Origin of the sequence: Robbsia betulipollinis (assembly GCF_026624755.1) — a bacterium.
GTDB lineage: Bacteria > Pseudomonadota > Gammaproteobacteria > Burkholderiales > Burkholderiaceae > Robbsia > Robbsia betulipollinis.
In genome coordinates, this window is the sequence record NZ_JAPMXC010000001.1 from 449,223 (window position 1) to 462,407 (window position 13,185).

The 13,185-nt window shown below is 65.1% G+C and carries 10 protein-coding genes and 1 pseudogene; 1 reads left to right on the forward strand and 10 read right to left on the reverse strand.

Annotated elements, in window-relative coordinates:
• Positions 1-157: 157 nt before the first annotated feature.
• The 8 genes and pseudogenes from OVY01_RS01985 to flhD all read right to left on the reverse strand — a co-directional run bounded on the left by OVY01_RS01985 (position 158) and on the right by flhD (position 8,756).
• Positions 158-2,071: a methyl-accepting chemotaxis protein gene (locus OVY01_RS01985; RefSeq protein ID WP_284700729.1), complete on the reverse strand. Its 1,914-nt coding sequence runs from the start codon at positions 2,069-2,071 to the stop codon at positions 158-160.
• Positions 2,072-2,112: 41 nt separating this feature from the next.
• Positions 2,113-2,637: a chemotaxis protein CheW gene (locus OVY01_RS01995; protein WP_267845248.1), complete on the reverse strand. Its 525-nt coding sequence runs from the start codon at positions 2,635-2,637 to the stop codon at positions 2,113-2,115.
• A gap of 23 nt (positions 2,638-2,660) precedes the next feature.
• Positions 2,661-4,958 (reverse strand): chemotaxis protein CheW, encoded by a 2,298-nt coding sequence (locus OVY01_RS02000; RefSeq protein WP_267845250.1) that lies wholly within the window; start codon positions 4,956-4,958, stop codon positions 2,661-2,663.
• A gap of 77 nt (positions 4,959-5,035) precedes the next feature.
• Entirely contained in the window at positions 5,036-5,428 is a 393-nt protein-coding gene (locus OVY01_RS02005; protein ID WP_267845251.1) for a response regulator, read from the reverse strand.
• A 92-nt stretch (positions 5,429-5,520) separates the two neighbouring features.
• Positions 5,521-6,558, reverse strand: a complete 1,038-nt coding sequence (gene motB / locus OVY01_RS02010; RefSeq protein ID WP_267845253.1) for a flagellar motor protein MotB — start codon at positions 6,556-6,558, stop codon at positions 5,521-5,523.
• 49 nt (positions 6,559-6,607) lie between these two features.
• On the reverse strand, positions 6,608-7,468 hold the full coding sequence (motA, locus tag OVY01_RS02015; protein ID WP_267845255.1) for a flagellar motor stator protein MotA: 861 nt from the start codon (positions 7,466-7,468) through the stop codon (positions 6,608-6,610).
• A gap of 320 nt (positions 7,469-7,788) precedes the next feature.
• Positions 7,789-8,412: pseudogene (gene flhC / locus OVY01_RS02020) on the reverse strand (flagellar transcriptional regulator FlhC).
• A gap of 23 nt (positions 8,413-8,435) precedes the next feature.
• Positions 8,436-8,756, reverse strand: coding sequence for a flagellar transcriptional regulator FlhD (gene flhD, locus OVY01_RS02025; RefSeq protein WP_267845257.1), 321 nt, complete (start codon positions 8,754-8,756; stop codon positions 8,436-8,438).
• A gap of 531 nt (positions 8,757-9,287) precedes the next feature.
• On the opposite strand from flhD, the gene OVY01_RS02030 reads away from it, so the two are divergent.
• Positions 9,288-10,643 carry an EAL and HDOD domain-containing protein gene (locus OVY01_RS02030; RefSeq protein WP_267847637.1) on the forward strand — a complete coding sequence of 452 codons (1,356 nt, stop codon included), beginning with the start codon at positions 9,288-9,290 and terminating at the stop codon, positions 10,641-10,643.
• Between the two features lie 27 nt (positions 10,644-10,670).
• Here OVY01_RS02030 and OVY01_RS02035 read toward each other — a convergent pair whose 3' ends face one another.
• Both OVY01_RS02035 and OVY01_RS02040 read right to left on the reverse strand, forming a co-directional pair.
• Positions 10,671-11,996, reverse strand: a complete 1,326-nt coding sequence (locus OVY01_RS02035) for an Nramp family divalent metal transporter (RefSeq protein WP_267845259.1) — start codon at positions 11,994-11,996, stop codon at positions 10,671-10,673.
• A 131-nt stretch (positions 11,997-12,127) separates the two neighbouring features.
• Entirely contained in the window at positions 12,128-13,183 is a 1,056-nt protein-coding gene (locus OVY01_RS02040; RefSeq protein ID WP_267845261.1) for a GlxA family transcriptional regulator, read from the reverse strand.
• Positions 13,184-13,185 lie beyond the last annotated feature (2 nt).

The following is a 13,185-nucleotide window of genomic DNA, read 5'->3' on the forward strand; positions in this document are numbered from 1 at the left end:
TCCTGTACGCCGGAAACCACGTTGAAAAAACAATCGACCAGAGTGTTGGTCCGTCAGCGCGAGGCGCGCCGCGCGCCTCGCGTCACATCGTCAAAACGATTTGAAACGGCTTGAAACGGCTTGAAACGGGATGGGAACGGTTTGCAACGTTCCTTGCTCAGAACGTTTCCCACTCGCCATCGGCGGCGGCAGTCTTCATCTTCGCCACCGGCACGATCGCCCGCCCGGCCGCTACCGTCACCGCCCGGCTGGCCGACACCGGCCGCGCCGTCACCATCGTCTTACCCGGCACGGCAGGCAGCGCCGGCTTGCGTGCCGCCACGGCCTTTGTCACCGCCTTCACCGCGGGCATCGCCTTCGCACCCGCCGGAGACACCGCGTGCCGCGCCGCCGTTGCCTGCGTGCGCACCTTCGACGCCACTTTCGACGGCAGCGGCATGGTGGACAGCGCCGCCGACGCGCGCGCCGCCCGGCCGGTCGTCACGGCAGGCGCCGCGGCCCGGTGCGTGACGCCATCGTTCGTGTCCAGGCGGTATCCGTCGAGCACGCCACGCAACTGATGCGTCTGCACTTCGAGCGAGGCCGCCGCCGCCGCCGCTTCCTCCACCAGGGCCGCGTTCTGCTGCGTGACCTGGTCCATCTGCGTGACGGCCTGGTTCACCTGCTCGATGCCGCCCTTCTGTTCCTCGGACGCCGCGCTGATCTCGCCCATGATGTCGGTGACGCGCCGTACCGCCTGCACGATCTCCTCCATCGTGTCGCCGGCGCGCGACACCAGCGCGGAGCCGCTATGCACCTTCTGCGCGGAGTCGTCGATCAGGCTCTTGATTTCCTTCGCCGCGCCGGCGCTGCGCTGCGCGAGACTGCGCACCTCGTTGGCGACGACCGCGAAACCGCGGCCTTCCTCGCCGGCCCGCGCGGCTTCCACCGCCGCGTTCAGGGCCAGGATGTTCGTCTGGAACGCGATGCCCTCGATGACGGCGATGATGTCGACGATCTTGTCCGAGCTGCCGGCGATCGCCTGCATCGTCGTCACCACCTCGCCCACCACCTCGCCGCCGCGCGAGGCGATGTCCGACGCGTTCGCCGCGAGTTGCCGGGCCTGACGGGCGTTGTCGGTGTTCTGCCGGACCGTCTCCGTCAAATGCGCCATGCTCGACGCGGTTTGCTGCAACGAAGACGCCTGTTCTTCGGTGCGGGAGGACAGGTCCGTGTTGCCGGTGGCGATTTCCCGCGCGCCGACGTCGATCAGGCCGGCGCTCTCACGTATCGAGCGCAACGTGCCGGACATGCCGCGCTGCATCGCGTTGATCGCCTCGAACACCGTGCCGATCTCGTTTTTCGAGCGCACCACGACGACGTTCGACAGGTCGCCCGCGGCGATGCGATGAAAATGGCCGGCGGCCTCGCCCAGCGGCAGGATGACTTCCCGACGCAGCACCCAGAGGGCGTACGTGGCGAACAACAGCGCGATCACGAGCGCCGCGGCGATCATTGCATTCAGGACGACGAGGCGCTGGCGCGCGTCGCTCATCAGGGCGTCGGCGTGATGCTGCTGGGCCACCTTGAGGACATCGATCGCGTGTTCATAGCCGGCCAGCAGCGCAGGCATCGTTTGCGTGACCAGCAGACCGTAGGTCGACAGATCGAGGTTGGAGAGTGCCGCCAGTTCCGGTTTGAACGCCTGATCCAGCACCGCGTCGCGCGCCTGGCTCGCCGCTGCGACACCGCCGTCGCGATGCGCGGCGGTCTGCAACGCGACATACTGGGCCCAGACCGCGCTGGAACGGTCGAGCAGTTCACGACCGCTGCCCAGCGCCGTCTTCGCATCCGCCGTCACGTCGCTCGCATACAGCATATTCGCGCGCACCAGCGCGACATGGGCCTGCAACAACGCTTCGCCGCTCTCGGACAAGAGACGCGCCGCCTTCACTTCGCTCTGCGTCATCTGCTGCAAGGCGGCGTTGCCCGATCGAACCGCAAAGAAACCCACCGCGCTGCCGCCCACCAGCATGATCACAAAGATGGCGACTATCGAAGTCAATGTCGCCCGGATCGTCAACTTGTTCATATCGTTTTATTGGTTGCGGAAGATCGCGTCGTGCGGGAACGTCAGGCGGCCAGGCGCTCGACGAGGGCCATTTCATCGCTGGTCATCAGACGCTCGATATCCATCAGGATCAGCAGGCGCTCGTCGACCGTCCCCAGGCCCGTGAGGTATTCGGTGTTCAGCACCGAACCGAACTCCGGCGCCGGCTTGATCTGCGCGGCCGTCAGGGTCAGCACGTCGGACACCCCATCCACCACCATGCCGACGACGCGCTGCGCGACGTTCAGGATGATCACGACGGTCTGGTGATCGTATTGCACGGTACCCAGCGCGAACTTGATGCGCATGTCCACGATCGGCACGATCACGCCGCGCAGATTGATCACGCCCTTGATGAAGTCCGGCGTGTTGGCGATCCGGGTCACCGCTTCGTAGCCGCGGATTTCCTGCACCTTGAGGATGTCGATGCCGTACTCTTCGCCGCCCAGCGTGAAGGCGAGAAATTCGTTGGCGGCGCCTTCGCCCTGGGTGTTTTCGATCAACGACAGGTTGGCCGTGCCGCGCGTGGATTTGATGAGCTCAGTCATGTTGTTAAAGGTCCAGTAAAAATCTAAGCGGAGTGTGCAGGTTGGCCGGCGGCGGCAGGTGCCTCCTTCAGGCCACACAGATCATCGCGGCTCGAACGGTTCAGAGCCGGCACGTCGATAATGAGCGCGACGCTGCCGTCGCCGAGGATCGTCGCGGCCGAAATGCCGAAGACTTTCCGGTAGTTGGTTTCGAGATTCTTCACGACCACCTGGTGCTGGCCCAGCAACTCGTCGACCAGCAGCGCGAAGCGGCGCCCTTCCGCCTGCAGGATGATGACGATCGCCTTGGTCGGATCGGTACGCGCATCCACCACGCCGAACACCTTGTGCAGCGCCACGATCGGCAGATATTCGCCGCGCACGCGGATCACCCGGCCGTCGTCCTGCCCGCCGGCAATCGTGAACAGCTCGTCGTTGCTCGGCTGCAGGGATTCCATCACGGAATTCAGCGGCACGATGAACGTCTCCGCGCCCACCTTGACGGACATGCCGTCGAGGATCGCGAGCGTCAACGGCAGCAGAATGCGCGTCGTCGTGCCCGCGCCGCTGCGCGACTGCACTTCCACATGGCCGCCCATGTCCTGGATGTTGCGTTTCACCACATCCATGCCGACGCCGCGTCCGGAGATGTCCGTGACCTGATCGGCGGTCGAGAAGCCCGGCATGAAAATCAGTTGCGCGACTTCGTCGTCGCTCATCGCATCGCTGACCGCCATGCCCTGCTTCATGGCCTTCGCGAGAATGCGCTCGCGGTTCAGGCCGGCGCCGTCGTCGGAGACTTCGATGACGATATTGCCGCCCAGGTGCTCGGCCGACAGCACCAGTTGCCCAGCCGCTTCCTTGCCGGCCGCCTGACGCACTTCGGGCGTTTCGATGCCGTGGTCGAGGCTGTTGCGCACCAGGTGGGTCAATGGATCGATGATGCGTTCGATCAGGCTCTTGTCGAGCTCCGTCGCCTGGCCGACCGTGACGAGGTCGACCTTCTTGCCGAGCTTCGATGCCAGGTCCCGGACCAGCCGCGGGAAGCGGCTGAACACGTAGTCCATCGGCATCATGCGGATCGACATCACCGCTTCCTGCAAGTCGCGCGCATTGCGCTCGAGCAGCGACAAGCCGTTGAACAGGCGGTCGTGCAGCACGGGGTCGAACTTCGACGCGGTCTGCGCCAGCATCGCCTGCGTGATGACGAGTTCGCCGACGAGATTGATCAGGCTGTCGACCTTGTCGATGCCGACGCGGATCGAGCCGGCTTCGTGTCCCGCCGCAGGCGCCGCCGCCGCGACCGGCGCATTGCGCGCCGCCTGGGGCGCGGGCGCCGCAGCCGCCGCGGGCACCGCGAGCGCGCTGCCCGGCGCATCCTGCGCCGCACTGGGGATCATGCTGGCGGGGGCCGCCACCGGGGCGACCTCGGGCGCTGCCGCCGGCTGCGCACTGGCGGGCGGCGTGCCGGCGCCGGCCACGATTTCGATCTGCTCTTCGTTGATCACGAAGCAGCACACCGCGACGATCACATCGGGCGCGCAGTCGCTTTCGAGCCAGACCGTCAGCAGATTGCCGGCCTGTTCGCGCCCGACGACCTTGCCCAGATTGCCCAGTTCCTCGACCAGCAGGACCGCGTCGCTTTCGCTCACGTCGATCAATTTGATCTTCAGGGCGGAACCCGTCGGCGCGGCGGCGGCCGGCGCCGCAGGGGCCGCAAGGGCAGCGGGCACGACGCCGGCGATTTCCTGCAACTGACGGACCACGCGGTTCGGCGGGCCGTCGGGATCGTTCAACGCGTCCCGTTCATCCTGGGCGTCCTGCGCCGCCTGCGCCGCGCGGGCGTTCTGCTCGTGCTGCGCGGCGGCGCCGGGCGCGGCGGTGGTCGTGGCCGTGGTCACCGCGGTGGCCGCGGCGACGGTCGCCGCGGCGGCGATCGGCGCGGTTGCCTGGCTAACGGCCTTGAGCTTGTCCGCCAGCGCCGCGCCGAGTTGCCGGTCCGGTTCCACCGATCCCGCCGAGTCCCGATACGCCCGGAGCTGCTTCTCCAGCACGTCCTTGGCTTCCAGGAAGACGTCGATCATGTCGGTGCGCAAGGTCAGCTCGCCATTGCGCGCCTGATCCAGAACGGACTCCAGAACGTGCGTGGTGTCCGTCAGGACGCTGAAGCCGAACGTCGCGGCACCGCCCTTGATGGAGTGCGCAGCGCGGAAAATCGCGTTGAGCTGCTCCGAATCGGGCTGCTGTACATCGAGCGCAAGCAGCAGGCGCTCCATTTCGGCGAGCAGCTCGTCGGCCTCGTCGAAGAAAGTCTCGTAGAACTGGGTGATATCGAGCGACATAACCGTGGGTCATCCCGGTGGGGCAAAAATTCGGTTGTCGGTCGGACCCATCGTCCGACCGTCGTTTGTTGGCAGCGTCAGGCTTGCATCGCCTCGCGAACACTCGTGAGGACGTCGGTGAGCACACCGGGATCGAGCGGTTTGAGCAACCAGCCGCTCGCGCCGGCGTCACGCGCCGCCTCTTTGAATGCGTCGCTGTCTTCGGTCGTCAGCAACAGGATCGGCGTGTCGACGTAGGGCGACAACTCGCGCAGCGCGCGGATCAGTTCGAGGCCATTCAGACCCGGCATGTTCTGATCGGTCAGGATCAGATCGAAACGACGCTCGGCGGCGACCGCCGCCAGCGCCTTCGCCAGCGCGTCGCGGCCATCCGTGGCCAGCGTCGTCGCATAGCCGCCCGCGTTGAGCGTCGCCTCAAGGATGTGTCGCATCGCGACCGAATCGTCGACCGCCAGCACGCTCGGTGTCATCGTTTTCTTCTCACTGTTCATGGTGGATTAACCTTCGACGGGCCTTTCGGCAGCCGTTTCCTGGATTCGCTTGAAACCTTTTTCCGGGGCCATCAATCGCGCCCTCCGGCAAGACCTTGCAGCGCGGCGTCCGATACCGCCTGGGCGCCATCGCCACGATCGTTCACCGTCGCCGCGCGCACATGGTCCGTGCCGAGCTGCGCCTCGGTGCGCCGGTTCAGGACGATGATGCTGATGCGCCGGTTGCGCGGATCGAACGCATCGGCCGGATTGAACGGACTGGTGGCAGCCAGGCCCATCACGCGCAGCACCTTGCCGTCGCTCATGCCGCCGGCCACCAGCTCGCGTCGCGATGCATTCGCGCGCTCGCTCGACAACTCCCAGTTGCCGTATCCCGCTTCTCCGCCGGCATAGGTCTGCGCGTCGGTATGGCCTTCCAGCACGATACGGTTCGGTACATCATTCAGCGAATTGCCGAGCTGGCGCAGAATGTCGCGCATATACGGCTCGACGCTGGTCTTCGCCGTGGCGAACATCGGCCGGTTCTGCGTATCCACGATCTGGATGCGCAGGCCGAAGCGCGTCACGTCGAGCATGATCTGCGCACGGTACGGCTTGAGCGCGGCGTTGCGCGACAGCGCGTCCTCGATATGCGCCTGCAGATCGCGCAGCCGGGCGTCCTCGCTGCGGTCCCGCTCCCCATCCCGCTTCCCATCCCGCTCTCTGTCCTGACCCCGGGCCTGATCCTGCGGCGCGTCCTGCGCGGCCTTGCTGCTTGCCGGCGTCGTCGGACTCGGCGTCTGCGGCGGCACGATCTGCAGACGCTCGTGCGACAGGCGACGCTCGCCATCGACGCGGCTCAGGTCACTGCCCCCGCCCGGCAGGATGGTGGACCCGTCGCTGCTCTTCGCGCCGCCCAGCATGGCGGTCTTCAGCGGCTGCCTGAAGTAATCGGCGATACCCGACAACTGCGTCGGGTTGACCGCGCCCAGCAGCCACATCAGCAGGAAGAACGCCATCATCGCCGTCATGAAATCCGCGTACGCGAGCTTCCACGAACCACCGTGCGGCTTCTGACGGACCGGTCCGCCGCGGCGGATGACGATGGGTCTGTCGTGTTTCGGGGTCATGGGCGGTTCCTCTGGGGCCATTCGGCTGGAGTGTGATGAAAGGTCGCGTTCAGCGCCCCTTCACATCCTTGACGTGCGATTCGAGTTCGGCGAAAGTCGGCCGCTCGCTGAGGAACAGCACCTTGCGACTGAACTCAACCGCCACCGACGGCGCATAACCGTTCAGATTCGCCAGGATCGCCACCTTGATGCATTGCAATACCTTCGTGGACTCGTCCACCCGCTGCTCCACCAGCGAGGCGAGCGGCGCGATGAAACCGTAGGCGAGCAGGATGCCGAGGAAGGTGCCGACCAGCGCCTGCGCCAGCAGCGCGCCGAGTTGCGCCGGCGGCAACCCGGCCGAGGCCATCGTGTGCACCACGCCCATCACCGCCGCGACGATGCCGAACGCCGGCAGCGCGTCGGCGACCCGGGTCAGGCAATGCGCGGGCACTTCGCCCTCGCAGTGATGCGTCTCGATCTCCTCGTCCATCAGATTTTCCAGTTCGAATGCGTTCATGCTGCCGCTCACCATCAAACGAAAATAATCGATGACGAAATCCAGAATCAACGGGTCCTGCAGGATGCGGGGATACGCGCGGAACAGGTTGCTGTCCTCGGGGCGCTCGATATCGTCCTCGAGCCGCATCACGCCATCCTTGCGCGCCTTCGCCAGCAACAGGTACATCACGGCCATCAAGTCCATGTACAGCACCTTGTTGTAGCGGTTCGCCTGCAACAGGGACGGCAGAACCTTCGCGGTCGCCCGGATCGATTTCGCGTTGTTGCCGACGAGAAAGGCACCCAGTCCCGCGCCACCGATCATCAGGAACTCGACCGGCTGCAACAGCGCGGCGAGGTGACCGCCCACCATCACATAGCCGCCGAATACGGACAGCAGCACCACGACGTAGCCCACGAAAATCAGCACGTGCCGCACTCCGATTCTTTACCGATGAGGACCGCCTCGCGCTTCATTCCCGTATCTCCTGTCGTTCCATCGAATTAACGGTCCGGGTCACGGTTTCTGAAGGGGAAAAACGATAAATATTTGAAACGTCGCCGGACGCAACGCACGGCACGAGGCACGGCACGAAGCCGCGCGGAAAGCGCCGGCCGGCGCCGCGCCGCGCACGAGGGAAAGAGGGGGAAATGCAGCGGCGCGCGAACGGCGCCGATGAAATGCAGTGGTGCGGGCCTGGCGTCATGACACTACGGGGCGTCGTGCGCGCGTCCAGGGCGACGGCCTCGCTAGACCATCGATTCGAGAGCGTCTTCGTCGACCGGTTCGTCCGCACCCGACGCGTCCGGCAGCGACGCGACGCGGATGGCTTCGGCCGCGGCGTTTTTCGACACGCTGTTCGCGCGGGTCTTGCCGGCACGCGAAGGCGGCTGGCACAGCCCGCACACCATGCCGTTGCGCGGCTCGTGCGCATGCGTCACGAAGTGACCGCCGCAGCGGCTGCAAGGCGCCGACTGCAGCATGCCGCTATCGAAGAAACGCAGCAGCGTCCAGGCGCGGGTCAGGCCCAGCACGGCTTCGCCGCTCTGCATGCCCACATGTTCGAGATACAGACGATAGGCGCGAATGGTTGCCTGGATCGGCGGGCACTTGGCTTCGTCGACCATGAAGCGGTAGGTATTGTAGAACAGCGACGAATGAATGTTCGGCTACCAGGTCATGAACCAGTCGGTCGAAAAAGGCAGCATGCCCTTGGGCGGCGAGACGCCCCGCACTTCCTTGTAGAGCTTGATGAGCCGCTCGCGGCTCAGGCCCACTTCCGCTTCCAGCACCTGCAGACGTCCACCGAGTTCGATCAGTTCGATCGCCAGGGTGATTTCACGCGCTTCCAGCACAACGCTTCGGCTTGCCATGGCAGACTCAATATAAGAAAATGTTAACCGAGTTGTTCGGCCGGCTGCCCGGCGAGCAGAATGGCGGCATGCGACGATGCGGTCTCGACGTTCTTCGAGACATGCGTCAACGTCGACAGGATCGCGTGGTCGTCGAAACGGAAGCGGCACAGCAGCTGGTTGGACGACGCCAGCCGCACCGTCTGCGCCAGCGTCAGGCTGACCAGCACGTCCGCGACCTGTTCGGAAACGCCCAGTCTGAACATCCCCATCGGCCGGTCATCGCGCAGCAGGCGTTGGCAGAGCATCAGATAGGAAAGATTGACTTCCCGCAGTTCATCAAGTGTGGTGTGGCTGATGCTCATGGAGATGCCCCTCAGACGGGCCGGCTAGTTGACTGGGTTGTGGGTCGCTCCGTACAGACGCTGACCTCGAATGCATTGTCGCGAAGCTGGAATTCGCCGCATATCGGAACGACAGGCAGGTTTTCCGTAAGGCATCCCTCGTCCCCATGTCGGACAAAATCTGACATTTTTTCCGATTCCTCCTCTCATCCCCCGCCCAGCTTGATCCTCTATGGCCTCCCGACGGGCAGCGCCACGAAAAATCAAAAACAAAAATGAAGAAATTTTTTCGGATTCGTGCCGATAAACATCAATCGAGGAGCAAAAAGTACCCGCAAATTTTGCTACTTGCTGCTTTTTCGCCACAAAATTTCGGTAAAAGCGACGGAGAACCTGTTTTACGGCGGCGTCTTTCAATGCTTTAGGAAAAACTCGAGAAAATCGGTAAATAAGACCAAACAAACGAATGATTAATGTGTTTACACGGCTTTTTGCTACCCGTGCCCTATAGGGTTCGGGTATTGTGTGCGAGGAATATCCGCGGTGATCGAGATGGAAGAACTGCACTGTTACGAAGCAAGCCTGGCGCTGGAGCCGCACGTATTTCTGGCCGAAGAAGAAAAGAACCGCATGCGAAAAACCCCTATGACGAACATTGGTCCGGACGCTGCCAGCGATGCGGCGAACGTCTACCTTGGGCGTCAGCCGATCGTCGACCGCAGTGGCATGCTTGCCGGCTACGAACTTCTGTATCGCGATAGCCCGGTGAATGCCGCGACGATTGCCGACGACAGTCAGGCGACCTCGCACGTGATCGCGACGATGCTGGGCGAGTTCGGGCTCGGCACGGTGCTGGGCTCCGACATCGGTTACATCAATGTCAACCGCGATATCCTTTTCAGCGACGTACTTTCGATGCTGCCGCCGCATCTGTTCGTGCTGGAGATACTCGAGACGGTGCTGCTGGAAGACGATCTGCTGCAGCGCTGCAGCGAATTGCGCGCGCAGGGGTTCCGGCTCGCCTTCGACGACATGGCGCTCGCGAGCACCGCGGCGCTCGACAATCTCTCGTACGTGGACATCGCCAAGATCGATTTCACGAAGTGCCTGCGCTCGGAACTTCCCGACATCCTGGCCATGGTGAAGATGTCCGGGTGCACCGCGCTGGCCGAGAAGGTCGAAACGGCCGACGATTACGCGCTGGCCCGCCGCCTGGGTTTCGACCTGTTCCAGGGCTATTACTTCGCGCGGCCGGAAATCCTCTCGTCGCGGCGTCTCGTCACGGAACGGGGACCGCTGGTGAGTCTGTTGGGCCTGCTGAGCCGTGACCCGGGCATCCGTCAGATCGAAAGCGAACTCAAGCGCATCCCGAAGCTGACCATCCAGCTCCTGCGCTTCGCCAACAGCGGCGGGCACGGTCTGGCGCGGCCGGTCAGTTCGCTGCGCGAGGCGACGCTCTCCGTGGGGACGCGACAGATAGCGCGCTGGGCGCAACTGTTGCTGTACGCGAACAACGATGACGGCCTGGCGCAATCCGACCCGCTGATACAAATGATCGCGACGCGCGCGCGTTTCATGGAACTGACCGCCGAGTTCCTGCAGCCGTATAACTCGGAACTGATCGATCAGGCCTTCATGACCGGCGTGTTCTCGATGGCCGAAGCGATGTTCGGTTCGGCCGGCATCGACGTCATGAAGGAACTCCGGCTCCTGCCGCCGATCATTGGCGCGATCAGCGACCATGCAGGACTGCTCGGCGCCATGCTGCAATGTGCGGAAGCCGTGGAAGCGGGCGACGCGGCGCGCATCGCGGCGGCATGCGCGCGTTTGCCGGGACTGAAGATCGCGAACGCCGCGCGCATCAGCATCGACGCGGCGCGATGGATGACGCAGCACGCTTCGCGGTGATCTCCTTCCGGCAGGGTCCCGCCGCCCCTACACCCAGCCGAACGTCTGCGCGGCGAGCCAGAGATTGGCCGCGGTGATGATGACGAACAATGCCCATGCCAGCGCCCGCGTCCACCAGCGGTTCGCGAACTCGCCCATCAGGCCCGGATCGTCGGTCATGCGGATCAGCGGATAGAGTGCGAACGGCAATTGCAGGCTCAATACCACCTGGCTGAGCACCAGCAGTTGCCCGATCGCCTTCTCGCCCGCGACCGCCACGCCGATGAAAGCCGGGATCAGGGCCAGCCCGCGCGTGATCAGCCGCCGCTGCCAGCAGGGAATCTTCAGGTGCAGGAAGCCTTCCATCACGACCTGTCCCGCCACCGTTCCCGTGAAGGTCGAACTCTGCCCGGAGGCCAGCAGGGTGATCGCGAACAATGTCGCGGCGAAGCCGGTGCCGACGATGGGGGCGAGCAGTTGATACGCGTCCTGGATCTCGGTCACACCGCGGTGCCCGTGGGCATAGAATGCCGCGCCCGCGAGAATCAGGATCGCGGCATTGATCAGCATCGCCAGCGTCAACGAAAAGAGCGTGTCCACGCGAAGCAGACGGATCGCCGAGGCTTTCGCCGCGGCGCCGGGTCCCACTACGCGCGTCTGGACGATCGACGAATGCAGATACAGATTGTGCGGCATCACCGTGGCGCCCAGGATGCCGATCGCCAGATACAGCGGCTCACGCTCGGTGAGCGTCTTCCACGACGGCATCAGGCCGGCGGCCACGTCCGGCCAGTGCGGCTTGATCCAGAACAGCTCGACGATATAGCCGATGCCGACAGTGGCGATCAGCCCGAGCATGATCGCCTCCAGATGCCGGAAATGTTTTCCCTGCAGGCCGAGCACGATGAAGGTGTCCAGCGCGGTGAGCGCGACGCCCCAGGCTATCGGGCAGCCCAGCAGCAAATGGAAGGCCAGCGCGCCGCCCAGTACCTCGGCGAGGTCGCAGGCGATGATCGATATCTCGGCCAGTACCCACTGACCCCGCACCACGGCGGGCCGGTAACGGGCGCGCGACAGCTGCGCGAGATCCTGCCCGGTGACGATGCCGAGTCGCATCGACAAGCACTGCAGCGCCATGGCCGCGAGGCTCGACAACACCACCACGAACAGCAGGCCATAGCCGAACCTCGATCCCGCCTCGATGTCCGTGGCCCAATTGCCAGGGTCCATGTAGCCGATGGAAACGAGCAGCCCGGGGCCGGTGAATTTCAGCAGGCGCTGGAACAGCGGCGCATCCTGGGCCACCTCGACGGTGCCGCGAATCTCGGACGGGCAAAACGGTGCCGTGGCGGTATCAGGAAGCTTGTAAGCCAATTGCAAAATCCGGAAGAGGAACATCCCGCGCGCCCGAACGGTCCGCGCGGGCGTGCCGCCCGGCGCGCGCGACGGCAGGATTCGATGTCGTCATGTTACAAGGAACCGTCGGGAAAAACACCGGCGCCGTTTCATCCCGCGCCCGTGCCCGTGCCCGTGCCGAAGCGTTCCCGGTAATCTTGCGGCGCCACGCCCACGATCCGCAACACACCGCGCCGCAGCGTCTCCTCGCTGCCGAAACCACAACGCGCGGCGATGCGTTTCACCGGCACTGCCGTCTCGGCGAGCAGACGGCAGGCGGCTTCCACACGCATGCGCTCCACCGCCCGCGCGGGCGTCCTGCCCGTATCCGCGCGAAAATGCCGCACGAAACTGCGTTCGCTCATGCCCGCCCGCTCGGCCAGCCTTCCCACCGGCAGTTCCTCGCCGAGATGGTCGGCGATCCACGCGAACAGCGTGCCGAAACGCTCGCTCGACTCCTGCAGCGCCAGCGTGGTGCTGAACTGATTTTGCCCGCCCGGCCGTTTGAGGAAGACCACCAGATGACGCGCCACGTGCAGCGCCAGCGCACGTCCGAGATCCGCCTCGACGAAAGCCAGCGTCAGGTCGATACCTGCCGTCACGCCGGCGGAACTCCACACGTCGCCATCCTGGATGAAGATCGGATCGCGCTCGACGCGCAAGGACGGGTAGCGGCGGGCGAGCGCGTCGCAGTGCGCCCAGTGCGTCACGACGCGCCGGCCATCGAGCAGACCCGCCGCCGCGAGCAGGAAGGCGCCGGAGCAGACCGATGCCAGACGGCGCGCATGCGCCGCGTGAGCGCGCACCCAGGCGCGCAATTCCGCATCGCCGGATGCCGCCATGACGCCCTCGCCGCCCGCGACGATCAGGGTGTCGGCCCGTGCCGGCGCCCGCGCGAGTGGCAGCGTCGACAGCGTCGGTCCCGCCGACGACAGGACGCTCCCGCCGGCGGCGACGACATGCGCATCGTACGGCCGGGGCATGCCCCGTGCGCTCGCGCAGGCATTGGCCGAGGCGAACACCTGCAGCGGCCCGCATACGTCCAGCAACTGCACATCATGGAATGCCAGGATGTGAATCCGGCGCCCGGCGGCGGCGTCCCCGTCTGCGCCGGCGCCCTTTTCCGCATCCGTCTCCGCGTGCGAGGCGCCCCCGGGCATCGTCATGC

Bases quoted from the DNA above. Each gene is read 5' to 3' on its own strand.
- OVY01_RS01985 (WP_284700729.1), bottom strand. From the start codon at position 2,071: ATGAACAAGTTGACGATCCGGGCGACATTGACTTCGATAGTCGCCATC.
- OVY01_RS01995 (WP_267845248.1), bottom strand. From the start codon at position 2,637: ATGACTGAGCTCATCAAATCCACGCGCGGCACGGCCAACCTGTCGTTG.
- OVY01_RS02000 (WP_267845250.1), bottom strand. From the start codon at position 4,958: ATGTCGCTCGATATCACCCAGTTCTACGAGACTTTCTTCGACGAGGCC.
- OVY01_RS02005 (WP_267845251.1), bottom strand. From the start codon at position 5,428: ATGACACCGAGCGTGCTGGCGGTCGACGATTCGGTCGCGATGCGACAC.
- motB (WP_267845253.1), bottom strand. From the start codon at position 6,558: ATGACCCCGAAACACGACAGACCCATCGTCATCCGCCGCGGCGGACCG.
- flhD (WP_267845257.1), bottom strand. From the start codon at position 8,756: ATGAGCATCAGCCACACCACACTTGATGAACTGCGGGAAGTCAATCTT.
- OVY01_RS02030 (WP_267847637.1), top strand. From the start codon at position 9,288: ATGGAAGAACTGCACTGTTACGAAGCAAGCCTGGCGCTGGAGCCGCAC.
- OVY01_RS02040 (WP_267845261.1), bottom strand. From the start codon at position 13,183: ATGACGATGCCCGGGGGCGCCTCGCACGCGGAGACGGATGCGGAAAAG.